Annotated in this window: 25 protein-coding genes and 1 tRNA gene; 23 read left to right on the top strand and 3 right to left on the bottom strand. The window is 58.4% G+C overall.

Going from position 1 to position 24993, the window contains the following annotated elements; all coding sequences use genetic code 11:
- Nucleotides 1-57 precede the first annotated feature (57 nt).
- The 22 genes from H663_RS23095 to arfB all read left to right on the top strand — a co-directional run bounded on the left by H663_RS23095 (nucleotide 58) and on the right by arfB (nucleotide 18946).
- Nucleotides 58-1068, top strand: a complete 1011-nt coding sequence (locus H663_RS23095; protein ID WP_053175843.1) for an NAD(P)H-quinone oxidoreductase — start codon at nucleotides 58-60, stop codon at nucleotides 1066-1068.
- A complete protein-coding gene (gene tpiA / locus H663_RS23090) occupies nucleotides 1068-1820 on the top strand; it encodes a triose-phosphate isomerase (RefSeq protein ID WP_053175846.1) in 753 nt (250 codons plus the stop codon). Before H663_RS23095 ends, tpiA begins: the two co-directional genes overlap by 1 nt.
- 36 nt (nucleotides 1821-1856) lie before the next feature.
- On the top strand, nucleotides 1857-2240 hold the full coding sequence (gene secG / locus H663_RS23085) for a preprotein translocase subunit SecG (RefSeq protein WP_053176928.1): 384 nt from the start codon (nucleotides 1857-1859) through the stop codon (nucleotides 2238-2240).
- Nucleotides 2241-2382: 142 nt separating this feature from the next.
- Nucleotides 2383-2467: transfer RNA gene (locus H663_RS23080), tRNA-Leu, on the top strand.
- 65 nt (nucleotides 2468-2532) lie between these two features.
- Nucleotides 2533-2892 (top strand): NADH-quinone oxidoreductase subunit A, encoded by a 360-nt coding sequence (locus H663_RS23075; RefSeq protein ID WP_053175848.1) that lies wholly within the window; start codon nucleotides 2533-2535, stop codon nucleotides 2890-2892.
- Nucleotides 2893-2936: 44 nt separating this feature from the next.
- Nucleotides 2937-3416 carry a NuoB/complex I 20 kDa subunit family protein gene (locus H663_RS23070; protein ID WP_053175851.1) on the top strand — a complete coding sequence of 160 codons (480 nt, stop codon included), beginning with the start codon at nucleotides 2937-2939 and terminating at the stop codon, nucleotides 3414-3416.
- Nucleotides 3417-3427: 11 nt separating this feature from the next.
- Nucleotides 3428-4036 carry an NADH-quinone oxidoreductase subunit C gene (locus H663_RS23065; protein WP_053175854.1) on the top strand — a complete coding sequence of 203 codons (609 nt, stop codon included), beginning with the start codon at nucleotides 3428-3430 and terminating at the stop codon, nucleotides 4034-4036.
- A 1-nt stretch (nucleotide 4037) separates the two neighbouring features.
- Nucleotides 4038-5291, top strand: coding sequence for an NADH-quinone oxidoreductase subunit D (locus H663_RS23060; RefSeq protein WP_053175857.1), 1254 nt, complete (start codon nucleotides 4038-4040; stop codon nucleotides 5289-5291).
- A complete protein-coding gene (nuoE, locus tag H663_RS23055; RefSeq protein WP_053175860.1) occupies nucleotides 5288-5776 on the top strand; it encodes an NADH-quinone oxidoreductase subunit NuoE in 489 nt (162 codons plus the stop codon). Before H663_RS23060 ends, nuoE begins: the two co-directional genes overlap by 4 nt.
- Nucleotides 5776-7152, top strand: a complete 1377-nt coding sequence (gene nuoF, locus H663_RS23050; protein ID WP_053175863.1) for an NADH-quinone oxidoreductase subunit NuoF — start codon at nucleotides 5776-5778, stop codon at nucleotides 7150-7152. The genes nuoE and nuoF overlap by 1 nt, the downstream gene beginning before the upstream one ends.
- Nucleotides 7145-9253: an NADH-quinone oxidoreductase subunit NuoG gene (nuoG, locus tag H663_RS23045; RefSeq protein ID WP_053175865.1), complete on the top strand. Its 2109-nt coding sequence runs from the start codon at nucleotides 7145-7147 to the stop codon at nucleotides 9251-9253. Before nuoF ends, nuoG begins: the two co-directional genes overlap by 8 nt.
- A complete protein-coding gene (gene nuoH, locus H663_RS23040; protein WP_053175868.1) occupies nucleotides 9250-10332 on the top strand; it encodes an NADH-quinone oxidoreductase subunit NuoH in 1083 nt (360 codons plus the stop codon). The genes nuoG and nuoH overlap by 4 nt, the downstream gene beginning before the upstream one ends.
- Nucleotides 10333-10353: 21 nt before the next feature.
- Entirely contained in the window at nucleotides 10354-10854 is a 501-nt protein-coding gene (nuoI, locus tag H663_RS23035) for an NADH-quinone oxidoreductase subunit NuoI (protein ID WP_420844032.1), read from the top strand.
- Nucleotides 10855-10891: 37 nt separating this feature from the next.
- A complete protein-coding gene (locus H663_RS23030; RefSeq protein ID WP_053175874.1) occupies nucleotides 10892-11542 on the top strand; it encodes an NADH-quinone oxidoreductase subunit J in 651 nt (216 codons plus the stop codon).
- Entirely contained in the window at nucleotides 11542-11850 is a 309-nt protein-coding gene (gene nuoK / locus H663_RS23025) for an NADH-quinone oxidoreductase subunit NuoK (protein ID WP_053176930.1), read from the top strand. Before H663_RS23030 ends, nuoK begins: the two co-directional genes overlap by 1 nt.
- 7 nt (nucleotides 11851-11857) lie before the next feature.
- The gene (nuoL, locus tag H663_RS23020) at nucleotides 11858-13891 is read left to right on the top strand and encodes an NADH-quinone oxidoreductase subunit L (RefSeq protein WP_053175877.1); all 2034 of its coding nucleotides are present in this window, start codon (nucleotides 11858-11860) and stop codon (nucleotides 13889-13891) included.
- Between the two features lie 22 nt (nucleotides 13892-13913).
- A complete protein-coding gene (locus H663_RS23015) occupies nucleotides 13914-15389 on the top strand; it encodes an NADH-quinone oxidoreductase subunit M (RefSeq protein ID WP_053175879.1) in 1476 nt (491 codons plus the stop codon).
- A 50-nt stretch (nucleotides 15390-15439) separates the two neighbouring features.
- Nucleotides 15440-16927, top strand: a complete 1488-nt coding sequence (gene nuoN / locus H663_RS23010) for an NADH-quinone oxidoreductase subunit NuoN (protein WP_053175881.1) — start codon at nucleotides 15440-15442, stop codon at nucleotides 16925-16927.
- 2 nt (nucleotides 16928-16929) lie between these two features.
- The gene (locus H663_RS23005) at nucleotides 16930-17232 is read left to right on the top strand and encodes a DUF2818 family protein (protein ID WP_053175883.1); all 303 of its coding nucleotides are present in this window, start codon (nucleotides 16930-16932) and stop codon (nucleotides 17230-17232) included.
- A gap of 38 nt (nucleotides 17233-17270) precedes the next feature.
- Complete coding sequence (locus H663_RS23000) at nucleotides 17271-17855, top strand: NUDIX domain-containing protein (protein WP_053175885.1); 585 nt, start codon at nucleotides 17271-17273, stop codon at nucleotides 17853-17855.
- A 15-nt stretch (nucleotides 17856-17870) separates the two neighbouring features.
- Entirely contained in the window at nucleotides 17871-18374 is a 504-nt protein-coding gene (locus H663_RS22995) for a DUF1178 family protein (protein WP_053175887.1), read from the top strand.
- A gap of 173 nt (nucleotides 18375-18547) precedes the next feature.
- The gene (arfB, locus tag H663_RS22990) at nucleotides 18548-18946 is read left to right on the top strand and encodes an alternative ribosome rescue aminoacyl-tRNA hydrolase ArfB (protein ID WP_053175889.1); all 399 of its coding nucleotides are present in this window, start codon (nucleotides 18548-18550) and stop codon (nucleotides 18944-18946) included.
- Nucleotides 18947-19001: 55 nt separating this feature from the next.
- On the opposite strand, the gene miaA is transcribed toward arfB, so the two are convergent.
- Genes miaA through mutL form a run of 3 tightly spaced genes read right to left on the bottom strand, consistent with a single transcriptional unit; the run spans nucleotide 19002 to nucleotide 23232 of the window.
- Entirely contained in the window at nucleotides 19002-19955 is a 954-nt protein-coding gene (gene miaA, locus H663_RS22985) for a tRNA (adenosine(37)-N6)-dimethylallyltransferase MiaA (protein ID WP_053175891.1), read from the bottom strand.
- On the bottom strand, nucleotides 19952-21184 hold the full coding sequence (locus tag H663_RS22980) for a multidrug effflux MFS transporter (RefSeq protein ID WP_053176932.1): 1233 nt from the start codon (nucleotides 21182-21184) through the stop codon (nucleotides 19952-19954). Before H663_RS22980 ends, miaA begins: the two co-directional genes overlap by 4 nt.
- Nucleotides 21185-21234: 50 nt before the next feature.
- Nucleotides 21235-23232 carry a DNA mismatch repair endonuclease MutL gene (gene mutL, locus H663_RS22975; RefSeq protein ID WP_053175893.1) on the bottom strand — a complete coding sequence of 666 codons (1998 nt, stop codon included), beginning with the start codon at nucleotides 23230-23232 and terminating at the stop codon, nucleotides 21235-21237.
- Between the two features lie 410 nt (nucleotides 23233-23642).
- Between mutL and aceA the strand changes: the two genes are divergently transcribed.
- A complete protein-coding gene (gene aceA, locus H663_RS22970; protein ID WP_053175895.1) occupies nucleotides 23643-24974 on the top strand; it encodes an isocitrate lyase in 1332 nt (443 codons plus the stop codon).
- The last annotated feature ends 19 nt before the right edge of the window (nucleotides 24975-24993 follow it).

The raw sequence follows: 24993 nt of genomic DNA, 5'->3' as shown, positions 1-24993 counted from the left end.
ACGCTCAACCAACGATCCACGCTGAACGCCAAACGCTGAACGCTGAACGGACAAACCATGAACGTCATCGAAATCCAAAGCTACGGTGCCCCTTCGGTGCTGGTGCCAGGCTCCCGTCCCGATCCTGTGGCCGGGGCAGGGGAGTTGCTCATCCGCGTCTCGGCCAGCGGCATCAACCGCCCCGATGTGCTGCAGCGCACCGGCCACTACCCTGTGCCACCGGGTGCCTCGGATATTCCGGGTCTGGAGGTTGCGGGTGTGGTGGTGTCAGGTGATGCAGCGGCCATGGCCGAAGCGGGTTTTGCAGTGGGCGACCGCGTGTGCGCCCTGGTGGCTGGTGGTGGTTATGCGCAATTGTGCGTCGCCCCGGTGGCCCAGTGTTTGCCTGTGCCCAAGGGCCTGACAGACGCCGAAGCCGCTTCGCTGCCTGAGACCTTCTTCACCGTGTGGAGCAATGTGTTTGACCGTGGTCGCTTGCAAGCGGGTGAGACCCTGTTGATTCAGGGCGGCACCAGCGGCATTGGCGTCACGGCCATCCAGATGGCCAAAGCAGCTGGCGCGACCGTGATCACCACGGCCGGGTCTGACGACAAGTGTCAGGCTTGCCTGGCCTTGGGTGCGGACCACGCCATCAATTACAAGACCAGCGATTTCGTCGCCGAGGTCAAACGCCTCACCGGTGGTGTGGGTGTGAATGTGATTTTGGACATGGTTGCGGGCGACTATGTGGCGCGTGAAGTTGAGGCCTTGGCCGAAGATGGCCGTCTGGTCATCATCGCTGTTCAAGGCGGTGTCAAAAGTGAGTTCAATGCCGGTATGGTGTTGCGCCGCCGCTTGACGATCACGGGGTCAACCTTGCGTCCACGTCCTGTGGCCTTCAAAGCTGCAATTGCCCAGTCTTTGCGCACAACCGTGTGGCCCTGGATCGAGTCTGGCCTTATCAAGCCAGTCATTCACAGCGTTTTTGGCGCGGTGGAGGCGGGAGGTGGTTTGCCATCGGGCGCGGCGCAAGCCCATGCCTTGATGGAGACCCATCAACATGTTGGTAAATTGGTGGTGACTTGGTGATGACGATGCGCAGCAAGTTGATGGTCGGCAACTGGAAGATGAATGGCAGCCTGGCAGCCAATGCTTCTTTGCTGTCAGACATATTGGCGGGCATGGCGGGTGTCACTTGCCGTGCCGCGGTGTGCTCGCCTTTTGTGTATCTGCCGCAGCTTCAAGTTTTGCTGGCCGGATCGTCTGTAGCCAGTGGTGCGCAAGATGTGTCCATGCACGAGTCCGGGGCGTTCACGGGTGAGGTCTCTGCTTCCATGTTGCGCGACTTTGGTGTGCGCTTTGCCATTGTGGGGCATTCAGAGCGTCGTCAATACCATGGCGAAACCGATGCACAGGTGGCTGCCAAGGCGCAACGCGCCTTGGCAGCGGGCATCACCCCGATCGTGTGCGTGGGTGAGAGTCTGGTGGAGCGCGAAGCGGGCCAAACCGAGGCGGTGGTCAAGCGGCAATTGGCGGCAGTCATCCATGCCAATGGTCATTGCATCAGTGAGATCGTGGTCGCGTATGAACCGGTTTGGGCCATTGGCACAGGCCGGACCGCCACACCCGAGATGGCACAACAAGTGCATGCGGTGTTGCGTTCGCAGCTGCAGGCTGCGACTGCTCATGCAGACCGTGTGTCGATTTTGTACGGCGGCAGCATGAACGCTGCCAACGCTGCCGAGTTGCTGGCCCAGCCCGATGTGGATGGCGGCCTCATTGGCGGTGCAGCGCTCAAGGGGCCAGACTTTTTGTGCATGCTTCAAGCGGCTTCTTGTTGAACATTGGGTTTGATTTTTTATTTTTCGGAGATTGAGATGAGTGTGATGTTGACTTTGATTTTGGTGGTGCAAATGCTGTCGGCCTTGGCCATGATTGGCTTGATCCTGATCCAGCAAGGCAAGGGGGCCGATATGGGGGCCGCGTTTGGCAGTGGTGGCTCGGGCAGCTTGTTCGGTGCCACGGGTGGTGCCAACTTTCTTTCGCGCACCACAGCAGTTTTGGCGGCGGTGTTTTTTGTGTGTACTTTGTTGTTGGCGTATTTCAGCAATGCACGTCCCGTGGCTTCGGGCAGTGTGCTCGAAGGTGCGGCCGTCACGGCACCCGCTGCACCTGTGGATGCCAGCAAGGCCTCGCAAATTCCAGGCAATAGCACGGGTACCAAAACCGACAACAGCGTTCCTGCAACGCCTGCCAAGTAAACTGCTTCTCAGCTTTGTTGCCCTGCACAAATTTCCGACTTTCAAGAAGGAAACTGAGTTTTTTCGGAGTAAACTACGGGATTGTCCGGAGAGCCAAATGCATCAAGTGATGTACCTCTTGCAAACCGGGCAAATGTATCCAGCCGTCGTGGTGAAATTGGTAGACACGCTATCTTGAGGGGGTAGTGGCGAAAGCTGTGCGAGTTCGAGTCTCGCCGACGGCACCAGGTAAACAGAATGGCTCAAGCTGCAAAGTTTGAGCCATTCATTCGGTGATACCACAATTCCCAAAATGAACCTCGACCAATACCTTCCTATTCTTTTGTTCATTTTGGTCGGCATAGCTGTCGGCATCATTCCCCAGGTTTTGGGCTACATCCTTGGCCCCAACAAACCTGACGCGGAAAAAAACTCCCCTTATGAATGCGGCTTCGAAGCCTTTGAAGACGCTCGCATGAAGTTCGATGTGCGCTATTACTTGGTGGCCATTTTGTTCATCTTGTTCGATCTGGAAATCGCCTTTCTGTTCCCTTGGGCTGTGGCACTGAAAGAGGTGGGCATGGCTGGCTTTGTGGCTGTGGTGATTTTTCTGGCCATTCTGGTCGTGGGCTTTGTCTACGAGTGGAAAAAAGGCGCCCTGGACTGGGAATGACCGTTTTGACGCACCACAGGAAACTGCCTGTTTGAGGAAACCAAATGATTGAAGGCGTGATGAAAGAAGGCTTCATCACCACGAGTTACGACTCGGTGGTGAACTGGGCCAAAACCGGCTCGCTCTGGCCTATGACCTTTGGTCTGGCCTGCTGCGCTGTTGAGATGATGCACTCGGCCGCTGCCCGTTATGACTTGGGTCGCTTCGGTGCCGAAGTGTTTCGTGCCAGCCCCCGTCAAGCCGACTTGATGATCGTGGCGGGCACCTTGTGCAACAAGATGGCCCCGGCGCTGCGCAAGGTCTATGACCAGATGTCAGAGCCGCGTTGGGTGATCTCCATGGGCTCTTGCGCCAATGGCGGTGGTTATTACCACTACAGCTATTCGGTGGTGCGCGGTTGCGATCGCATCGTGCCGGTGGATGTGTATGTGCCGGGTTGCCCCCCCACGGCCGAAGCGCTGATCTACGGCATCATCCAACTGCAGCAAAAAATCCGCCGCACGCAGACCATTGCGCGCGCTTGAAGGGAATGACGATGACCGATTTCGCCATTCGCCCTGAAGACCTGCAAGACACCCTGGCTGCGGCTTTGGGTGAGCGTGTGAGCAGGATCACCATCGCTTTGGGCGAGGTGACTGTGCATGTCAATGCAGCCCAATATCTTGGTGTGATGCAAACTCTGCGTGATGCTGTGGGATGCAAGTTTGAACAACTCATCGACCTGGCTGGTGTGGACTATTCCACTTACCGCGATGTGGGCACCGATGGCCCGCGTTTTGGTGTCACGGTGCATTTGTTGTCGGTGAGCCTGAACCAGCGTGTGCGCGTGAAAGTGCTGTGCCCCGATGACGACCTGCCTTTGGTGGATTCGGTCAACGACATCTGGAACTCGGCCAACTGGTATGAGCGCGAAGCGTTTGACCTGTACGGCATCGTGTTCGAAGGCCACAACGACCTGCGCCGCATCCTGACCGACTACGGTTTCATTGGGCATCCGTTCCGCAAAGACTTCCCCTTGTCGGGTCACGTCGAAATGCGTTATGACGCCGAGCGCAAGCGAGTGATTTATGAGCCGGTGAGCATTGAGCCACGCGAAATCACGCCGCGCATCATCCGCGAAGAAAACTATGGAGGCCTGAACTGATATGGCCGAAATCAAGAATTACACGCTGAACTTCGGTCCACAGCACCCAGCCGCGCACGGTGTGCTGCGCCTGGTGCTCGAGTTGGATGGTGAAGTCGTGCAACGAGCTGACCCTCATATCGGTTTGTTGCACCGTGCCACAGAAAAACTCGCGGAGAGCAAAACATACATCCAGTCCCTGCCCTACATGGACCGATTGGACTATGTGTCGATGATGTGCAATGAGCATGCCTACTGCCTGGCCATCGAAAAGATGCTGGGTCTGGAAGTGCCCATGCGCGCCCAGTACATCCGCGTGATGTTCTCGGAAATCACCCGCATCCTGAACCACCTCATGTGGCTGGGCTCGCACGGCAACGACTGCGGCAGCTCCACCATCCTGATCTACACCTTCCGCGAGCGTGAAGACCTGTTTGACATGTACGAAGCCGTGTCCGGCGCACGCATGCACGCGGCCTACTTCCGGCCTGGCGGCGTATACCGCGACTTGCCAGACAGCATGCCGCAGTACAAGGTCAGCAAGATCAAAAACGCCAAGGCGATTGAGCAGCTGAACAAAAACCGCAGTGGTTCCTTGCTGGACTTCATCGACGACTTCACCCAGCGCTTTCCCAAGTGCGTGGACGAGTACGAAACCCTGCTGACCGACAACCGCATCTGGAAGCAGCGCACGGTGGGCATCGGCGTGGTGGCACCCGAGCGTGCCCTGAATTTGGGCATGACGGGCCCCATGCTGCGCGGTTCCGGCTTCGCCTGGGACTTGCGCAAAAAGCAGCCTTACGACGCTTACGACCAAGTCGAATTCGACGTGCCTGTGGGCAAGACCGGTGACAGCTACGACCGCTATTTGGTGCGTGTGCAGGAGATGCGCGAATCGAACCGCATCATCCAGCAATGCGTGAAGTGGCTGCGTGCCAACCCCGGCCCGGTCATCACCGACAACCACAAGGTGGCGCCGCCTGCGCGTGAAGGCATGAAGTCCAACATGGAAGACTTGATCCACCATTTCAAGCTCTTCACCGAAGGTTTTCATGTGCCCGAAGGCGAGGCCTACGCTGCTGTCGAACACCCCAAGGGTGAGTTCGGCATTTACATGGTGAGTGACGGTGCCAACAAGCCGTACCGCCTCAAAATTCGCGCCCCGGGCTTTGCCCATTTGGCCGCCCTCGATGAAATGGCCCGTGGCCACATGCTGGCCGATGCGGTCGCGATCATCGGGACCATGGACATCGTTTTTGGAGAGATTGACCGATGATCTCTGATTCCACCAGAGCACGCTTTGCGCGTGAAGTTGCCAAGTTCCCTGCAGACCAAAAGCAGTCGGCCGTGATGGCTTGCCTGTCGATCGTGCAGCAGGAACTTGGATGGGTGAGCCCCGAGAGTGAGCAAATCGTGGCAGAAGTCTTGAGCATGCCCGTGATGGCCGTGCACGAAGTCACCACGTTCTACAACATGTACAACCAAAAGCCGGTGGGCAAGTTCAAGTTGAACGTTTGCACCAACTTGCCTTGCCAGTTGCGTGGCGGTGCTCAGGCACTCGCCCATCTGGAGCAGAAGTTGGGCGTGAATGCGGGCGGAACGACAGCCGACGGCCTGTTCACTTTGCAGCCAAGCGAGTGCCAAGGCGCTTGCGCCGATGCGCCCGTGTTGTTGGTGAATGACCGCCACATGTGCAGCTTCATGAGCCATGAAAAGCTCGACCAACTCGTTGACAGCCTGCAGAAAGCCGAGGCCGCCTGATGAACGTCGAACAAATACTGAACCAGTTCCAGGCCACGGGCGTGGAAAGCTGCTTCCATGACCGCCACATCAACCCGCAAATTTATGCGGGCCTGAATGGTCGCAACTGGGGTATCCAAGATTACGAAGCACGCGGGGGTTATGCCGCTTTGCGCAAAATTTTGGGCAAGGATGGCGGCGAAGGCCTCACGCAAGACCAAGTGATCGCCACCGTCAAAGAATCTGGCTTGCGCGGTCGCGGCGGTGCGGGTTTCCCAACGGGTCTGAAGTGGAGCTTCATGCCCCGCCAGTTCCCCGGTCAAAAGTATTTGGTGTGTAACTCGGACGAAGGCGAGCCGGGCACTTGCAAAGACCGTGACATCATGGAGTACAACCCGCACACGGTGATCGAGGGCATGGCCATCGCCGCGTATGCCATGGGCATCAGCGTGGGTTACAACTACATCCATGGCGAAATTTTCCACACCTACGAGCGCTTTGAAGCGGCCCTCGAAGAGGCCCGCGCAGCAGGCTATTTGGGCAACAACATCATGGGCAGTTCGTTCAGCTTCCAGCTGCACGCGTCGCACGGTTTTGGCGCTTACATCTGCGGCGAAGAAACCGCTTTGCTTGAATCACTCGAAGGCAAAAAAGGCCAGCCCCGTTTCAAGCCACCGTTTCCAGCCAGCTTTGGCCTGTACGGCAAGCCCACCACCATCAACAACACCGAAACCTTCGCGGCGGTGCCTTGGATCATCCGCAACGGTGGTCAGGCTTACCTAGAATGCGGCAAGCCCAACAACGGCGGCACCAAGATCTTCTCGGTCAGCGGTGACGTCGAGCGCCCCGGCAACTACGAAGTGCCCATGGGCACACCGTTTGCCAAGCTGCTCGAGCTCGCCGGTGGCGTGCGTGGTGGTCGCCAGCTTAAGGCGGTGATCCCTGGCGGCTCTTCTTCCCCCGTCGTGCCTGCCGAGTTGATGATGAAGCTGACCATGGACTACGACAGCATTGCCAAAGAAGGCGGCTCGATGTTGGGTTCGGGCGCGGTGATCGTCATGGACGACACACGTTGCATGGTCAAGGCTTTGGCGCGTTTGTCTTACTTTTACGCGCACGAGTCTTGCGGCCAATGCACGCCTTGCCGTGAAGGCACGGGCTGGCTCTGGCGCATGGTGGACCGCATTGAACACGGCCAGGGCCGTGCCAGCGACATCGACATGCTCGACAGTGTGGCCGGCAACATCATGGGCCGCACGATTTGCGCCTTGGGTGATGCCGCGGCCATGCCGGTGCGCGGCATGCTCAAACATTTCCGTCACGAATTTGTACACCTCATCGAGCACAAGACCTCCATGGTCAACGCCGATGCAACAGCGGTGAAGACCCATGGTTGAAATAGAACTCGACGGTCAGAAAGTGGAAGTTGCCGAGGGCAGCATGGTCATGCATGCCGCCGAAAAAGCAGGCACCTACATTCCCCATTTCTGCTACCACAAGAAACTCTCGATTGCGGCCAACTGCCGCATGTGCCTGGTTGAGGTTGAAAAGGCCCCCAAGCCCATGCCCGCCTGCGCCACCCCCGTGACGCAAGGCATGATCGTGCGCACCAAGAGCGACAAGGCGATTGCAGCCCAAAAGTCGGTCATGGAATTCTTGCTCATCAACCACCCACTCGATTGCCCCATCTGCGACCAGGGCGGTGAGTGCCAGTTGCAAGACTTGGCCGTGGGTTACGGCGGCAGCACCTCGCGCTACGAAGAAGAAAAGCGCGTGGTTTTCCACAAGGAAGTTGGCCCGCTGATCTCGATGGAAGAGATGAGCCGCTGCATTCACTGCACACGCTGCGTGCGCTTTGGCCAGGAAGTGGCCGGTGCCATGGAGCTGGGCATGTCCCACCGTGGCGAGCATGCCGAGATCGAAACCTTCTTGGGCCAAACGATCGACTCAGAGTTGTCGGGCAACATGATCGACATCTGCCCTGTGGGGGCCTTGACCAGCAAGCCTTTCCGCTACCTCGCCCGCACCTGGGAGCTGTCACGCCGCAAGTCAGTCGCAGCCCATGATTCGTCCGGTGCCAACCTGATCGTGCAGGTCAAGAACAACCAGGTCATGCGTGTCGTGCCCCTGGAAAACGAAGACGTCAACGAGTGCTGGATTGCAGACCGTGAACGCTTCTCTTACGAAGCTTTGAACGGCACTGACCGTCTGAAGCAACCCATGCTCAAGCAGGGTGGTGAATGGAAAGAAGTCGACTGGCAAACCGCCCTCGAGTACGTGGCAAACGGCCTGCGCAACATCCAGCGTGACCACGGTGCGAACAGCATCGGCGCTTTGGTCAGTCCGCACAGCACTGTGGAAGAGTTGTACCTGGCCGGTGCCCTGATGCGCGGCCTGGGCTCGGACAACATTGACCACCGCCTGCGCCACGCTGAATTCGCCGCAGCTGAAGGCGTGCGCACCTTGGGCACATCGATCGCATCGCTGAGCACACTGCAGCGCGTGCTGGTCGTGGGCTCTAACTTGCGCAAGGACCATCCGCTGTTTGCCCTTCGCGTACGCCACGCCGTGCGCCATGGCGCTCAGCTCCATGTCATCACAACACCAGCGGCTTTCAGCCACGCCGATGCCTGGGCCATGCCCGTGGCGCAGGCCCTGCTGTCCGACGCGTCGGGCTGGGCGCAAGCCTTGGCCGATGTGGCTGCTGCCATCGCCGCAGAGAAGGGCGTTGCTGCCCCCGCTGCTGGGAACGCCACAGAGCAAGCACAAGCCATCGCCAAGTCCTTGCTGGGCGGCGAGCGTAAAGCCGTGTTGCTGGGCAACGCTGCAGCGCACGCTTCAAATGCGTCGAGCCTTCTGGCCCTGGTCAACTGGATCGCTGAGCAAACCGGTGCGAGCGTCGGTTACTTGACCGAAGCGGCCAACACCGTGGGTGCGCAGTGGGTCGGTGCCCAACCGCAAACCGGCGGCAAGCACGCGGGTCAAATGTTGGCCGGTGGCCTCAAGGCCGCGATCTTGCTTAACACCGAGCCTGAGTTCGACAGCGCAGCAGGCACCGCCGCAGCCCAGACTTTGGGTCAGGCCGAGATGGTCGTCACGCTCAGCCCTTTCAAGGCCAACATGGCTTTCAGCGACGTGCTCTTGCCGATTGCGCCATTCACTGAAACGTCCGGTTCGTTTGTCAACGCCGAAGGGCTTCTGCAAAGCTTCCACGCCGTGGTCAAGCCTTTGGCTGAAACCCGTCCCGCCTGGAAGGTGCTGCGCGTGCTGGCCAATTTGCTCGACATCCCGGGTGTGTCTTTCGAGACTTCTCAAGACGTCTTGGCCCGTGCCACAGCCAAGCCCATGAACGCGACGAATGCCACGGGTGCCGCGATCACGCTGTCCACCACGACGACAGCACCTGTGAGCGCTTCGATTTACCAACTCGACGGCATCGTGCGCCGTGCGCCCTCTTTGCAATTGACCGCAGACGCCCGTCAGGAGGTGACCGCATGATTGACGCTCTGTACAACGGTGGTCTGCACTTGGTCGCTGCCAATTGGTGGGCCACGATGGTCTGGCCTGTTTTGTGGATCTTGATCAAGATCGTCGCCATCCTCGCGCCGCTGATGGGCGCTGTGGCCTACCTGACGCTGTGGGAGCGCAAGCTCTTGGGCTTCATGCAAGTGCGCCATGGCCCCAACCGCGTGGGTCCCATGGGCTTGCTGCAACCCATTGCCGATGCGCTCAAGCTGCTGACCAAGGAATTGATCAACCCGACAGCGGCCAGCATGGGCCTGTTCCGACTGGGTCCGATCATGGCCATCATGCCGGCCTTGGCCGCTTGGGTCGCGATTCCCTTTGGCCCCGAGCAGGCACTGACCAACATCAATGCCGGCTTGTTGCTGGTGATGGCGATCACCTCGATTGAGGTGTACGGCGTGATCATCGCGGGCTGGGCATCGAATTCCAAATACGCCTTTTTGGGGGCGCTGCGTGCATCGGCCCAGATGGTGAGCTACGAAATCGCCATGGGCTTTTGCTTCTTGGTGGTCTTGATGGTTTCGGGCAGCATGAATTTGACCGAGATCGTTCTGGCGCAAGGCAAGGGCCAAATGGCCCACATGGGCCTGGGCTTCCTGTCATGGAACTGGTTGCCTTTGTTGCCGATTTTCCTGGTCTACCTGATCTCGGGCGTGGCAGAAACCAATCGTCACCCGTTTGACGTGGTCGAAGGCGAAGCCGAAATCGTGGCCGGTCACATGGTTGAATACTCGGGCATGGGTTTTGCCATCTTCTTCTTGGCCGAATATGCCAGCATGTGGTTGGTGTCCATTTTGGCTGTGATCATGTTCCTGGGGGGCTGGTTGTCACCCATTGACAGCGCCTTGTTCAATTGGATACCCGGCTGGATCTGGCTGGGTCTGAAGACCTTCTTGGTCGTGTCCATGTTCATCTGGATTCGCGCCACATTCCCGCGCTTTCGATATGACCAGATCATGCGTCTGGGTTGGAAGATTTTCATCCCGGTCACCCTGTTGTGGCTGTTGGTGGTGGGCGTTTGGCTCCACTCGCCATGGAACATCTGGAAATAAGCGGCGCACCCCATGACCACAATGACTGCTTCTTCTTTTTCGATCAAAGACTTCCTCAAGAGCTTCATGCTCGTGGAGTTGTTCAAGGGCATGGCCCTGACCGGACGCTACGCTTTCGCCCGCAAGGTGACGGTGCAGTTTCCTGAAGAAAAAACGCCTTTGTCGCCACGTTTTCGTGGCCTGCATGCACTGCGCCGTTATGACAACGGCGAAGAGCGCTGCATTGCTTGCAAACTCTGCGAAGCCGTTTGCCCCGCGATGGCCATCACCATCGAAGCCGGCCAGCGCGAAGACGGTTCACGCCGCACCACGCGTTACGACATCGACCTCACCAAGTGCATCTTCTGCGGCTTTTGCGAAGAAAGCTGCCCGGTGGACTCCATCGTCGAGACGCATATTTTCGAATACCACGGTGAAAAACGCGGTGACTTGTACTTCACCAAGGACATGTTGCTGGCCGTGGGCGACCGATACGAAAAAGAGATCGCTGCCGCCCGTGCCGCAGACGCTCCTTACCGTTGATCGTCGCCAAGTCCTGAACATTTAAAAAGACAGACCTATGGACGTCAAGACCGGTTTCTTCTACCTCTTCTCGGTGGTGCTGCTGTTTGCAGCCTTCCGGGTGGTGACTGCACGCAACCCCGTGCATGCTGTGCTGTACCTCATGCTGGCTTTCTCGCAAGCCTCGGCCGTGTGGTTCCTGCTCAACGCCGAATTCCTGGCCATTTTGCTGGTGCTGGTGTACCTGGGTGCGGTGATGGTGCTTTTCCTGTTTGTGGTGATGATGCTGGACATCGGCATGGACACCGTGCGCAAGGGCTTCTGGAAAAACTTTCCGCTCGCAGCCACCTTGGGTGCCATTGTGGCGCTGGAGATGGCCGCAGTGCTGTTGTCGGGTTTCCGCTTGTCAACAGCGCCAGCCATGGCCCTGGGCGCTGTGCCTGTGGACAATACCAAGGCTTTGGGCATCTTGCTGTACACCGAGTACCTGATGCCCATCCAGATCGCTGCGGCCATTTTGCTGGTAGCGATGATTGCCGCAATTGCCCTGACTTTGCGTGAGCGCAAGGACAGCAAGGCGATTGACCCGTCCATTCAGGTCAGGGTGCGTGCGGCTGATCGTATGCAAGTGGTCAAGATGGCTCCGACCCAAGCGGCCCCTGCGCCGGATGCTCAAACTGATGCAGCACCTGCAGAGGTGAAAAAATGATGACACTGACCCTGGGACACTACTTGTCGCTCGGCGCAATGCTCTTCGCATTGGCCGTGATCGGCATCTTCCTGAACCGAAAGAACCTGATCGTTTTGCTCATGGCCATCGAACTGATGTTGTTGGCCGTGAACATGAACTTTGTGGCGTTTTCGCACTACCTGGGTGACATGCACGGCCAAGTGTTCGTGTTCTTCATCCTGACGGTGGCTGCGGCCGAATCGGCCATTGGTCTGGCCATCCTGGTGCTGTTGTTCCGCAATCAGCACAACATCAACGTGGACGAACTCAATTCGCTCAAGGGTTAACAAGAATATGAGTCAAACCCTCAACGCCAGCACGCTCCTGGCAGTCCCTCTGGCTCCCCTGGTGGGGGCGGTGCTGGCCGGTGTTCTCGGCACGCAATTCGGTGGCAACTGGATGGGCCGACGCCTGTCGCACACCCTGACCATTCTGGGTGTCCTGGTGGCCTTCATCTTGTCGGCCATGACGCTCAAGAGCGTGATCGATGGTGCACGCTTCAACGAAACGCTCTACACCTGGATGGTGGTCGGTGGGCTGAAGATGGAAGTCGGCTTTCTCGTCGATGGCATCACCGCCATGATGATGTGTGTGGTGACCTTCGTGTCACTGATGGTGCACATCTACACCATTGGTTACATGGAAGAAGACGAAGGCTACAACCGGTTTTTTGCCTACATCTCGCTGTTCACCTTCTCCATGCTGATGCTGGTGATGAGCAACAACTTGCTTCAGTTGTTCTTTGGCTGGGAAGCTGTGGGCCTGGTGTCGTATTTGCTGATCGGGTTTTGGTATAACAAGCCCACGGCCATATTCGCCAACATGAAGGCTTTTTTGGTCAACCGTGTGGGTGACTTCGGTTTCATCCTCGGTATTGGATTGATCGCTGCTTACACCGGCACGCTCAACTACACCGAGTTGTTTGCCAAAGCCAATGAGTTGGCGACGATTGATTTCCCGTGGTGCATCTTTGGCATGGACGCCATGCTGATCACCGTGATCTGCATTTGCTTGTTTATCGGTGCCATGGGCAAGTCGGCCCAGTTCCCTCTGCATGTGTGGTTGCCCGACTCCATGGAAGGCCCCACGCCCATCTCCGCCCTGATCCACGCTGCCACCATGGTGACAGCAGGCATATTCATGGTGGCCCGCATGTCGCCGCTGTTCGAGTTGTCTGACGCGGCTTTGAACTTCATGATGGTCATCGGCTCGATCACCGCTTTGTTCATGGGCTTTTTGGGCATCATTCAAAACGACATCAAGCGCGTGGTGGCTTATTCCACCTTGTCTCAGTTGGGTTACATGACGGTGGCTTTGGGTGCATCGGCTTACTCGGTCGCGGTGTTCCACCTGATGACACACGCGTTCTTCAAGGCGCTGCTCTTCTTGGGTGCTGGCTCCGTCATCATGGGCATGCACCACAACCAGGATATCCGCTACATGGGTGGCGTGCGCAAGTACATGCCCATCACCTGGATCACCTCTTTGCTGGGTTCGCTGGCCTTGATCGGAACACCTTTGTTCTCGGGTTTTTACTCCAAGGACAGCATCATCGAAGCCGTGCACCTGAGCAACTTGCCTGCCGCCGGTTTCGCTAATTTCGCGGTTTTGGCGGGTGTGTTTGTCACTGCCTTCTACTCGTTCCGCATGTACTTCCTGGTCTTCCACGGCAAAGAGCGTTACGACCAGAATCCGGATGCGCACCATGGCCACGATGACCATCACGGACACGATGATCATGGCCACGACAAACCGCACGAATCACCTTGGGTGGTGACGGTGCCGCTGGTCTTGCTGGCCATTCCTTCGGTGTTGATCGGTTTCATGACCATCCAGCCCATGCTGTACGGCGACTTCTTCAAGGACGTGATTTTCATTGACGCGGTCAAACACCCTGCCATGAAGCAACTCGGTGAGTTGTTCCACGGTCCTGTGGCCATGGCGTTGCACGGTCTGAGCACTGCACCGTTCTGGCTGGCTTTGGCGGGTGTGGTGGCGGCTTGGTACATGTACCTGGTCAACCCCAAAGTGCCTGCCTTCTTTGCCCGCGCCCTGCGCCCGCTGATCGTGGTCATGGAAAACAAGTACTACATTGACTGGATCAACGAAAACATCCTGGCCAAGGGAGCTCGTGGCCTGGGCCTGGGCCTGTGGAAGGTGGGCGACCGCGCCATCATCGACGGCTTCTTCGTCAACGGCTCATGGAAAGTCGTGGGTCTGGTCTCCGGTGTGGTGCGCTGGTTCCAATCGGGCTTCCTGTACCACTACGCCCTGGTCATGATTTTGGGTGTGCTCATGTTGATGACGTATTTCGTCTGGCTCGCTTAACGGTTTTGAGGACAAGATAAAAATGGAATTGTTAAGCCTTGCCATCTGGATGCCGATTGCTTTCGGTGTCGCCCTGCTGGCCCTCGGTCGTGACAGCCAAGCCCGCGCCGTGCGCTGGCTGGCACTTGTCGGCTCGATCGCCAGTTTCCTGGTCACGCTGCCCCTGTATTTGGGCTTTGCGCTCGGCACCTCGGGCATGCAGTTTGTCGAAAAAGTCTCGTGGATTGAGCGCTTCAACGTGCACTACCACTTGGGCGTTGATGGCATTTCGCTGTGGCTGGTGCTGCTCACCGCGTTCATCAACGTGATCGTGGTCATCGCAGGCTGGGAGGTCATCACCCGCAAGGTCAACCAGTACATGGCCGCGTTCATGATCCTGTCGGGCCTGATGATTGGCGTGTTCAGTGCCTTGGATGGCATTTTGTTCTACGTGTTTTTTGAAGCCACGCTGATTCCGATGTATTTGATCATCGGTATCTGGGGCGGTCCTAACAGGATTTACGCAGCGTTCAAGTTTTTCTTGTACACCTTGCTCGGCTCCTTGTTGATGCTGATTGCGCTGATTTATTTGTACGTGGCTTCAGCCGGCAGCTTCGACATCCTGACCTGGCACAAACTGCCTTTGTCGGGCTCGGTGCAGACCTTGCTGTTCTTTGCATTCTTTGCAGCTTTTGCCGTGAAGGTGCCGATGTGGCCTGTACACACCTGGTTGCCTGATGTGCACGTAGAAGCACCTACAGGCGGCTCCGCCGTACTGGCGGCCATCATGCTCAAGCTCGGTGCTTACGGTTTCCTGCGTTTCTCGATGCCCATCGCACCTGACGCCGCCCGTGAGTGGGGCATGTTCATCATTGTCTTGTCCTTGGTCGCCGTGATTTACGTCGGCTTGGTCGCCATGGTGCAGCAAGACATGAAAAAGCTGGTGGCTTACTCATCGGTCGCGCACATGGGTTTTGTGACCTTGGGCTTTTTCATCTTCAACCCGCTGGGTGTGTCCGGTGGCATTGTTCAAATGATTGCGCACGGCTTTGTGTCTGCGGCCATGTTCCTGTCGATCGGTGTGCTGTACGACCGTGTCCACTCCCGTGAAATCGCCAGCTACGGTGGTGTGGTCAACACCATGCCCAAGTTCGCGGCTTTTGCCCTGTTCTTTGCCATGGCCAACTGCGGCTTGCCAGGCACTGCCGGTTTTGTGGGCGAGTGGATGGTCATTTTGGGGGCCGTGAAGTTCAACTTCTGGATCGGCCTGCTGTCGGCTTCAGCCTTGATCTTTGGTGCCGCTTACACGCTTTGGATGTACAAGCGTGTCTATCTGGGCCCTGTGGTCAATGAAGACGTCAAAGCCTTGACCGACATCAACAGCCGCGAATTCCTGGTGATGGCCTTGCTGGCTGCTGCCGTGCTCTACATGGGCGTCTACCCCAAGCCCTTCACCGATGTGATGGACAGCTCGGTGCTGGACCTGCTCAAACACGTGGCCCAGTCCAAACTGCCTTGAGCAGGGGATGGGTCTCGCATTGCCAGATTTGAAGAATTGAAAGAACACCCATGATGGACAACTCCAGTTGGATGACGGTTTATCCGGAGATCGTGTTGCTGGTCATGGCCTGCGCCATTGCGCTGGTCGACCTCTTCGTGAAAAGCCCCAAGCGCACCGCCACCTACGCCCTGACCTTGTTGTCATTGGGCGGTGTGGCTGTGTTGCACGCCCTGTATGCTGACGCTGCCCAAACTTTCTACGGCTTTGACCGCTTGGTGGTGAGTGACCCGATGGGGCACTGGTTGCGCTGCTTTGCCACGATCGCGGTGATGGTCACCTTGGTCTATTCACGCCCCTATGCGTTTGATCGCGACATGTTGCGTGGCGGTGAGTTGTTCAGCCTCAGCATGTTTGCCTTGCTGGGCATGAGTTTCATGATCTCGGGTCAGAACTTCATTGTGATTTATCTGGGGCTGGAGCTGTTGACACTGTCAAGCTACGCCCTTGTGGCGCTGCGCCGTGACCACACGCAAGCCACTGAAGCGGCCATGAAGTACTTTGTGCTGGGTGCCATGGCCTCGGGTTTCTTGTTGTACGGCATGTCCATGATGTACGGCGCGACCGGCAGCCTGGAGTTGTCTGAAGTCTTGAAGGCGATTGCCACAGGACAAGTCAACCACCAGGTGTTGGTGTTCGGTCTGGTGTTCATCGTGGCTGGCTTGGCTTTCAAGATCGGCGCGGTGCCTTTCCACATGTGGATTCCCGACGTCTATCAAGGCGCACCCACTGCGGCCACCCTGATGATTGGCGGTGCACCCAAGTTGGCGGCTTTCGCCATCATGATCCGCTTGTTGGTGGAAGGCTTGCTGCCCTTGGCGTTTGACTGGCAACAGATGCTGTCGGTCTTGGCCATAGGGTCCTTGCTTGTGGGTAACTTGGCAGCGATTGCCCAAACCAATCTCAAGCGCATGCTCGCGTATTCGACCATTGCACAAATGGGTTTTGTCTTGCTCGGGTTTGTGGCCGGTGTCATCAACGGTCAAACCACTTTGGCCGCCAACGCCTACAGCTCGGCCATGTTCTACATCGTCTCTTATGTGTTGACCACCTTGGCGGCTTTCGGCGTGATCATGCTGCTGGCGCGTCAAGGCTTCGAGAGCGAAGAAATCACCGACTTGGCTGGCTTGAACCAACGCAGTCCCTTGTATGCTGGCGTGATGGCGATCTGCCTGTTTTCCATGGCTGGCATTCCGCCCATGGTGGGCTTCTATGCCAAGTTGTCTGTGCTGCAATCTTTGATCGTGTCGGGGCAAAGTTTTTACATCGGCTTGGCGATCTTTTCAGTGATCATGTCCCTGATCGGCGCTTTCTATTACCTGCGTGTGGTCAAGGTCATGTACTTTGACGAACCCGTGACGGCCACCACCGTGTCGGCCGATGCGGATGTGCGCGTGGTCTTGTCCATGAACGGTTTGCTGGTGTTGGTGCTGGGCATTGTGCCGGGTGCTTTGATGGCCTTGTGTGCCAACGCAGTGGCCCGTATGTTGGCGATCTGATCATGGCGAGCAATTGGCAAATTTTGGCCCTGGTCGTGCTGGCCTTGTGTGCGGCCAATTTGCCCTTTGTGAACCAGCGCATCTTGGTGCTTGGGCCGCAACGCATTACCAAATCACTGGCAGTGCGTCTGGTTGAATTGATGGTGCTGTATTTTGTGATCGGAGCACTGGGCCTGGCGCTTGAAAAACATGGTGGTCAAATTGCGCCCCAAGGCTGGGAGTTTTACGCCATCACCGCCACCATGTTCGTGACCTTTGCCTTTCCGGGTTTTGTTTTTCGCTATTTGATGCACCGGACGCACTGAAGCGGCATCATCCATGGCCTGCCGTTTGCGTATTCCTCATGTCTGATGAGCACCTGATCGAACACCGCATTGACCGGCAAGAGTTGTTGCGGGGTCATTTTTTACATGCTTTTCGCGACACGGTGCGCTTGCCAGATCAAAAAACGGCCACCCGTGAATATGTCGTGCACCCTGGGGCGGTGATGATCATCCCGCTTTTGCAAGAGCCCGATGGTTTGAAGCTGGTCCTGGAGCGGCAATACCGCTACCCCGTGGGGCAGGTGATGATCGAGTTTCCTGCTGGCAAACTCGATCCTGGTGAAGACCGTTGGGGCTGCGCCCAGCGTGAATTGCTCGAAGAAACCGGTTACACCGCACGGCAATGGGCCAGGGCAGGGGTGCTCCACCCAGTCATTGCTTACTCCACTGAAGTGATTGAAATCTGGTTTGCCCGAGACCTGCATTTGGGCAATCGCCAACTGGATGATGGTGAATTTCTGGATGTGTTCACCGCCACACCCACCGAATTGATGGCCTGGTGCCGGGAAGGGCAAGTCACTGACGCTAAAACCTTGACCGGGGCGCTTTGGCTGCAAAATATGCTCTCAGGTGACTGGCCCCTGACTTGGCAAAGCGTTGCCTGAAACCCCTCGCGCCACATGAAAGTTCTTGACCTCCAGTGCCGTCAGGGCCACAGCTTTGAAGGCTGGTTCGGCTCTCAGGACGACTATGACGCGCAACGTGCGCGGGGTCTGGTCACATGCCCGATGTGCAACGACATCGAGATCACCAAAATGCTGTCTGCGCCGCGGCTGAACCTGGGGCATGGTGTGGCACCTCCCGCCGATGCCCCTGAAGCAGCCCCCTCAGCAGCTTCAGAAGGGGGTTCTGCTTTGCCAGTACCCACAGCATCGAGCACCGAGTTGCCCAGTCTGGTGCAGATGCAAGCGGCGATGATGAACATGGTGCGCCACGTCATGGCCAACACCGAAGATGTGGGCAGTCAATTCGCCGAAGAAGCCCGCAAGATCCATTACGGCGAAGCCCAGGAGCGCAACATCCGGGGCCAGGCCACGCGTGAAGAAACTGAGGCCTTGCTGGATGAGGGCATTGACATCTTGCCATTGCCCGTTCCTGCTGCCCTGAAAGAGCCGCTGCAGTAAATCAGGAGCGCCCCGGTTTCCTGCTGGTCGGTAGCTTGAGCTCCGACTTGTGCTTTTGCTGGACAAACACCGCCTGAGCTGAAGATGCGACCTGCCAACTTCATTTCGGCAGACCGAAGCGTGTCTGCCATCACCGCCAAGCCCCGCCGTCTGCGGCATACTCGCGCCAGCCCATGAACATGCTCCACATTCCAGACACCGAGGTCGAGTTGACCGCCATCCGTGCCCAAGGCCCGGGCGGGCAAAACGTCAACAAAGTCTCCAGCGCCATCCAGCTGCGTTTTGATGTGGCCACTTCATCTTTGCCCGATGACGTCAAGCAGCGCTGGTTGCAGTCTGGCGACAGCCGCTTGACGCAAGAGGGTGTGTTCATTCTCAAGGCACAACGCTACCGCACCCAGGAATCCAACCGGCACGATGCCTGGATGCGGCTGTACGAACTGTTGGCTCAATTTGCCAAAGCCCCCAAGGCCCGCAAAGCCACGAAACCCACAAGGAGCTCGGTGCAGCGGCGGCTGGAGGGCAAGGCGATGCATGCCAAACTGAAAGCTTCACGCCGATCAAGCGATTGAATAGGGTACAGCACCTTGGCAATCCCTGTGGGTTGCGGCGCTATGCGTCATGCCCTCAAGCGCGTGTGAGCGCACCCATGGCTGCTTGCAACGTGTGCGCCAAAGCATCCGGCGCATCAGCTGCCACCACTTTTCGCTGCGCCAAGCTGCGCAGCCAGGTGATCTGTCGTTTGGCCAGCTGACGTGTGGCAAAGATGCCGCGCTCGCAAATTTCACTTTCGCTCCAGCCTTCATCCAGGCCTTGCCAAGCCTGCCGGTAACCCACGCAGCGCATCGAGGGTAGCTCCGGGTTCAGGTCGCTGCGCGCGCGCAGCAGGCGCACTTCTTCCATAAAGCCTTGTGCCATCATCAGATCAAAACGCTGGGCAATGCGCTCGTGCAGCCATTTCCTGTCCATGGGCTCCAGGCTCAGCACCGGGATGTGCCAGTCGGGCACAGCGGCCTTGGCGCTTTGGTGGAAAGACGACAAGGTTTGGCCGGTGGCTGTCCACACTTCCAGCGCCCGGCCAATCCGCTGGCTGTCGCCAGGTGCCAGGCGTGCCGCGGTGATGGGGTCGATTTGCTTCAGTTGGGCATGCAGGGCGGGCCAGCCGACTTGTTCGGCGTGGGCCTGGATATTGCCGCGTATCTGCGGATCGGCGGCGGGGATGTCGTTCAGGCCTTCCTGCAGCGCTTTCAGATACAGCATCGTGCCGCCCACCAGTAGCGGTGTTTTGCCGCGTGAGCGTATGTCAAGAATGAGCCGACTGGCGTCTTTGGCGAATTCGGCCGCGCTGTAGCTGTGCAGCGGCTCAAGGATGTTGATCAAGTGGTGGGGCACGGCGGCCAGTTCTTCGCGGCTGGGTTTGGCGGTGCCAATGTCCATGCCCCGGTAGACCAGGGCCGAGTCCATGCTGATAATTTCTGCGCCGCCTTGGCGCTCTAGGTTGTGCGCCAAGGCCAAGGCCGCAGCGGTTTTGCCACTGGCCGTGGGGCCCACGATGGCGATGGCGTCGATGGCTCGGCTCATGACAGGGCTTCGGGCACCAGCGTGGGCTGGACCACCACCGGGCGGCCGTGGCGCTGCACGGCGGTCCAGGCGATCAGGCTTACGCACACGCTCCACAGCAGCATGCCGTGAACCATGGAAAACAGCGGTGTATCCATGTGCCTGCCCAGCCAGCCGCCCATGCCAAAGGCCCCCAGCATCATGATGAATCCATTGAGTGCCGAGGCTGTGCCCGCCCGCGCAGGAAAGGGTGCCACAGCGCCGCTTTGGCTGCAAGGCATGTTCACGCCATGGCCGATCATGTAAATGCAGACCGGCAGCATCACGGCCCAGGGGCCATACCAGGCTTGGCCCTGGCCCGCATAGGCCAGTACGGTCAACAGCACGCCACCACTCAAGGTCAGCACTGCGGCTGAGGCAATGGCACGTTGCACGCTGGTGCGCTTGAGCATCCAGCGGCACCAGAAGGTGCCCACGATGTAGGCCAGCGACATGCTCAGCATCAGGAAGCCGTAGGCGGTTTTACTCAGGCCCATGTCCTGTATGAAGACAAAAGAAGAACAGGCCAGCATGGTGAACAGGCCCAAGAAAGTGGTGGTGGACATGGCGCACCAGCTGAGGAATGTGGGGTGGCGAAGCATGTCCCGGTTGGCGCGCAGCGTGGCGCGCCAGGCCAAGGCATGGGGGTCGGGGCGCGCCAGGGTTTCCTGAAAGCGCCCATACAGCAGGCACCAGGTGATCAAGCCGAACAAGGCCACGCTCAGCAGCGCCACACGCCAACCCAGCAAGTCGGTCAAAAAGCCGCCAGCAGGTCCACAAGTGCAGGCGATGATGCCAAGTCCGGTCAGGGCTTGCGACATGGCGTGGGCCCCTTTTGCGGGCTCAAACAGGTCGCGCACCACGGCGCGGGCGGTCATGACACCCGCACCCAGGGCGATGCCCTGAAGTATGCGGGCCGCTATCAGCCAGCCGATGCCGGGTGCCAGCACACAGGCCAGCGACGCCAGTACATAGGCACCAATGCCCCACAGGAGGATCGGTCGTCGGCCATAGCGGTCGGACAGGGGCCCCCAGACCAGTTGCGACAGGCCAAAAGCGAGCAGCATGGCGGACAGTGTCAGTTGCGCTTGGCCCATGCCTGCCGCCAGGTCCTGCGTGATGGCGGGCAGGGCGGGCAGGTACATGTCGGTGCTCACCGCCTGCATGCCCAGCAGCAGGGCGAGGATCAGCACGGTGAGGGCTTGTGACATGCCTTGTCGTGTGGCTGCGTTTTCAACGGTTGTTTGAAGCGCCTGTGTCATCACCGACCCCGCAAAAACAGCGCATCCAGATCGCGCATCGTCATCTGCCTCCAGGTGGGGCGGCCGTGGTTGCACTGGTCAGATCGTTCAGTCTCCTCCATCTGACGCAATAAACCGTTCATTTCGTCCAAGGTCAAGCGGCGGTTGGCGCGCACTGCGCCGTGGCAGGCCATGGTGGCCAGGATCTCGTTTTGGGCGCGTTGCACCACGGTGCTGGCGTCATGCTGGCCCAGCTCGGCCAGCACGCTGCGGGCCAGCTCTACCGCATCACCTTGCGCCAGGCTGGTGGGTACGGCGCGCACGGCCAAGGTTTTGGCCGACAGCGGTGAGATTTCCAGGCCCAGCTGTTCCAAGGCTTCGGCGCAGGTCTCGGCCGTGGCCACTTCAGTCGGGGTGGCGGCAAAAGTGGCGGGGATCAGCAGGGGTTGGCTGGCGATGCGCGGGCCTTCGCTGCATTGTGTGTTGAGTTGGTTTTTAAGGCGCTCGTACACGATGCGCTCGTGCGCGGCATGCATGTCCACCACCACCAGGCCTTGCTTGTTTTCAGCCAGGATATAGACGCCGTGCAGTTGGGCGATGGCGCGGCCCAGGGGCCAGTCACCTTCGGGCAGGTGGGTGGGCTCTGGCAGGGAGGCGGCGCCGCTGCTCAAAGTGTCCGCTGGGATTGGGGCTGTTTCTGCTGGGGCACCTGGAAGCCAGGCTGGCGTGGGGCGCTCCTGAGCGCTCAGGCTTTCGCCGCGCTCGGGCGGGTTCCAAAGTGCCTTGAGGTCAGCCATGGCCTGCTCACCGTCCACACGGGGTCGCACAAAATCTGCCGGTTTGTAGGTGGGGGCGCTGAAGGTGGAGGGACCGGGACGCTCAAACGCCATGCCGCCTTGCTGCCAACTGGCCGATTCGGGCAGGGCTTTGGGGGCGGGGCCGTGCTTCAATTCGAAGTCACTGGCTGCGTTCGGCGGCATGTCAGACAGGTTTTGCGAGCGTGGCGCAGCCAGCGCGTTTTCCAGCGCGTGTCGCACAGCCTGGTGCACAGCGCGGCTGTCCCTGAATCGCACTTCGATCTTGGTGGGGTGCACGTTCACGTCCACCAAGGTCGGATCGATCTCCATGAACAGCGCATAGGCTGGCTGCTTGTGCCCGTGCAGCACGTCTTCGTAGGCGCTGCGTGCGCCGTGCATAACCACCTTGTCACGCACAAAACGGCCATTGACATAGGCAAACTGGTGGTCGGGGCGGGAGCGGGCGGCATCAGGCAAACCGGCGCGGCCGATCACTTTGAGCGGTCCTGCGTTGTATGCCACGGCGATGGACTGCGCCACGAATTCTTCGCCCAGCACATCAGCCAGGCGCTGTTCCAGGCCCGCAGCGCCGGGGTGCACGCGCCATTGCTCGACCAGCTTGCCCTCGTGCCAAATGGCAAAGCCCACATCGGGGCGGGCCAGGGCATGGCGGCGCACTGCCTCGATGCAATGCGCCAGCTCGGTGCTGTCGCTTTTCAAAAATTTGCGGCGGGCGGGGGTCGAGAAAAACAGCTCTTTCACTTCTACCGTGGTGCCCACGGCGCGGGCCGCAGGGCAAATCTCACCGGTGCGGCCGTCCAAAGCGAAGGCATTGGGCTGGCCGTCCATGCGCGAGAGCAGGGTGAGTTCGGACACCGAATTGATGGCCGCCAGCGCCTCGCCCCGGAAACCCATGGTCATGACCGATTCGAGTTCATCGAGGTTGCCGATCTTGCTGGTGGCGTGGCGCTTTAAAGCGGTGGCCAGCTCGTCCGGCGCAATGCCGCCGCCGTCGTCTTCCACCGAAATCAGCCGGGTGCCGCCACCCATCAGGCGCAGGGTGATGCTGCGTGCCCCCGCATCCATGGCGTTGTCCACCAGCTCGCGCACCACTGAGGCGGGGCGTTCGACCACCTCTCCAGCGGCGATCTGGCTGATCAGTTCATCGGGAAGTTCGCGGATGGGGCGGCGCGCGGAAGCCGGGGTCTGTTGATGAGTCACGGGCTGATTTTAGGGCTTGAGCCGGTTCTCAATAGCTTTGAGTACTGACGAGGGCTTGTCTTTTGTCGGCGGTCCCAGACCCTGACATGAGGCCTGCCTCACAGGGAGAAAACGTCCATCTTCTCGAATGAAGGGTGAAGACCCGCATGGCATTTCATCATTTGAGCAATTTATTTCATGATGTGGGATTTTCTGAGGGTGAGTAAGGCAAATATTTTTCAATATGAAAAAGAGGATTTCATATTGAGAAATATTTTCCGTAAGCTATTGATTTTTATGAAATAAAAAAATGTCTTATATAAGACATAAGAATGGATAAAGGTCTTGTAGAAGAGTTAAGATTCAAACATCGACAAAGCAGAAACCACTGCCCACATCGCCTGATTTCAACTTGACCACAGGAGTTTTCCATGCCAGCAGACATCACTCAACAACTCAGCCGTGAACAGCAAATCGCCGCTCTCGAAAAAGACTGGGCGACGAATCCCCGTTGGAAGGGTGTCAAGCGCGGTTATTCCGCTGCAGACGTCGTGCGTCTGCGTGGCAGCATGCCTATCGAGCACACCTTGGCCAAGCGCGGCGCTGAGAAGCTGTGGGAAAAGGTCAACGGCGGCGCCAAGAAAGGCTACGTCAACGCCTTCGGCGCTATCTCTGCCGGTCAAGCCATGCAACAAGCCAAAGCTGGCTTGGAAGCCGTTTACCTGTCGGGCTGGCAAGTCGCCGCTGATGGCAACACGTCTGAAACCATGTACCCCGACCAGTCGCTCTACGCCTACGACTCGGTGCCCACCATGGTTCGCCGCATCAACAACACATTCAAGCGCGCCGACGAAATCCAGTGGGGCCGTGGCATCAACCCCGGCGACAAAGAATTCATCGATTACTTCCTGCCCATCGTGGCCGATGCAGAAGCTGGTTTCGGTGGCGTGTTGAACGCTTTCGAACTGATGAAGAACATGATCGCATCCGGCGCTGCTGGTGTGCACTTCGAAGACCAATTGGCTGCCGTCAAGAAATGCGGCCACATGGGTGGCAAAGTCTTGGTGCCCACGCAAGAAGCTTGCGAAAAGTTGATTTCGGCGCGTTTCGCGGCTGACGTCATGGGCGTGTCCACCATTGTGTTGGCTCGCACCGACGCAGAAGCGGCCAACTTGATCACTTCTGACCACGACGCCAACGACAAGCCATTCTTGACCGGCGAGCGCACCCAAGAAGGTTTCTACCGCGTCAAAAACGGTCTGGAACAAGCCATCAGCCGTGGCGTGGCTTACGCGCCTTACGCCGACTTGGTGTGGTGCGAGACTGGTGTGCCAGACATTGGCTTTGCCCGCGAATTCGCCCAAGCCGTGCACGCTGCATGTCCCGGCAAGCTGCTGTCGTACAACTGCTCGCCATCGTTCAACTGGAAGAAAAACCTCAACGACAGCCAGATCGCTTCTTTCCAGGAAGACTTGTCTGCATTGGGCTACAAATACCAGTTCATCACCTTGGCGGGTATCCATATCAACTGGTACAACACCTTCCAGTTCGCCAACGCCTACGCCAACGGCGAAGGCATGAAGCACTACGTCAACATGGTGCAAGAGCCTGAATTTGCAGCACGTGACAAAGGCTACACCTTCGTGTCTCACCAGCAAGAAGTCGGCGCAGGCTATTTCGATGACGTGACCACCGTGATCCAGGGCGGCTCGTCATCCGTGAAAGCCTTGGCCGGTTCGACTGAAGAAGAGCAGTTCCACTGATCAACTTTGGGATGCTGAA

The organism is Limnohabitans planktonicus II-D5 (genome assembly GCF_001270065.2).
Lineage (GTDB): Bacteria > Pseudomonadota > Gammaproteobacteria > Burkholderiales > Burkholderiaceae_C > Limnohabitans_A > Limnohabitans_A planktonicus.
This window is presented reverse-complemented; position numbering and strand designations above follow the sequence as displayed.

Coding starts and splice junctions, on each gene's coding strand:
- H663_RS23095 (WP_053175843.1), top strand. CDS start 58: ATGAACGTCATCGAAATCCAAAGCTACGGTGCCCCTTCGGTGCTGGTG.
- tpiA (WP_053175846.1), top strand. CDS start 1,068: ATGACGATGCGCAGCAAGTTGATGGTCGGCAACTGGAAGATGAATGGC.
- secG (WP_053176928.1), top strand. CDS start 1,857: ATGAGTGTGATGTTGACTTTGATTTTGGTGGTGCAAATGCTGTCGGCC.
- H663_RS23075 (WP_053175848.1), top strand. CDS start 2,533: ATGAACCTCGACCAATACCTTCCTATTCTTTTGTTCATTTTGGTCGGC.
- H663_RS23070 (WP_053175851.1), top strand. CDS start 2,937: ATGATTGAAGGCGTGATGAAAGAAGGCTTCATCACCACGAGTTACGAC.
- H663_RS23065 (WP_053175854.1), top strand. CDS start 3,428: ATGACCGATTTCGCCATTCGCCCTGAAGACCTGCAAGACACCCTGGCT.
- H663_RS23060 (WP_053175857.1), top strand. CDS start 4,038: ATGGCCGAAATCAAGAATTACACGCTGAACTTCGGTCCACAGCACCCA.
- nuoE (WP_053175860.1), top strand. CDS start 5,288: ATGATCTCTGATTCCACCAGAGCACGCTTTGCGCGTGAAGTTGCCAAG.
- nuoF (WP_053175863.1), top strand. CDS start 5,776: ATGAACGTCGAACAAATACTGAACCAGTTCCAGGCCACGGGCGTGGAA.
- nuoG (WP_053175865.1), top strand. CDS start 7,145: ATGGTTGAAATAGAACTCGACGGTCAGAAAGTGGAAGTTGCCGAGGGC.
- nuoH (WP_053175868.1), top strand. CDS start 9,250: ATGATTGACGCTCTGTACAACGGTGGTCTGCACTTGGTCGCTGCCAAT.
- nuoI (WP_420844032.1), top strand. CDS start 10,354: ATGACTGCTTCTTCTTTTTCGATCAAAGACTTCCTCAAGAGCTTCATG.
- H663_RS23030 (WP_053175874.1), top strand. CDS start 10,892: ATGGACGTCAAGACCGGTTTCTTCTACCTCTTCTCGGTGGTGCTGCTG.
- nuoK (WP_053176930.1), top strand. CDS start 11,542: ATGACACTGACCCTGGGACACTACTTGTCGCTCGGCGCAATGCTCTTC.
- nuoL (WP_053175877.1), top strand. CDS start 11,858: ATGAGTCAAACCCTCAACGCCAGCACGCTCCTGGCAGTCCCTCTGGCT.
- H663_RS23015 (WP_053175879.1), top strand. CDS start 13,914: ATGGAATTGTTAAGCCTTGCCATCTGGATGCCGATTGCTTTCGGTGTC.
- nuoN (WP_053175881.1), top strand. CDS start 15,440: ATGATGGACAACTCCAGTTGGATGACGGTTTATCCGGAGATCGTGTTG.
- H663_RS23005 (WP_053175883.1), top strand. CDS start 16,930: ATGGCGAGCAATTGGCAAATTTTGGCCCTGGTCGTGCTGGCCTTGTGT.
- H663_RS23000 (WP_053175885.1), top strand. CDS start 17,271: ATGTCTGATGAGCACCTGATCGAACACCGCATTGACCGGCAAGAGTTG.
- H663_RS22995 (WP_053175887.1), top strand. CDS start 17,871: ATGAAAGTTCTTGACCTCCAGTGCCGTCAGGGCCACAGCTTTGAAGGC.
- arfB (WP_053175889.1), top strand. CDS start 18,548: ATGAACATGCTCCACATTCCAGACACCGAGGTCGAGTTGACCGCCATC.
- miaA (WP_053175891.1), bottom strand. CDS start 19,955: ATGAGCCGAGCCATCGACGCCATCGCCATCGTGGGCCCCACGGCCAGT.
- H663_RS22980 (WP_053176932.1), bottom strand. CDS start 21,184: ATGTCACAAGCCCTCACCGTGCTGATCCTCGCCCTGCTGCTGGGCATG.
- aceA (WP_053175895.1), top strand. CDS start 23,643: ATGCCAGCAGACATCACTCAACAACTCAGCCGTGAACAGCAAATCGCC.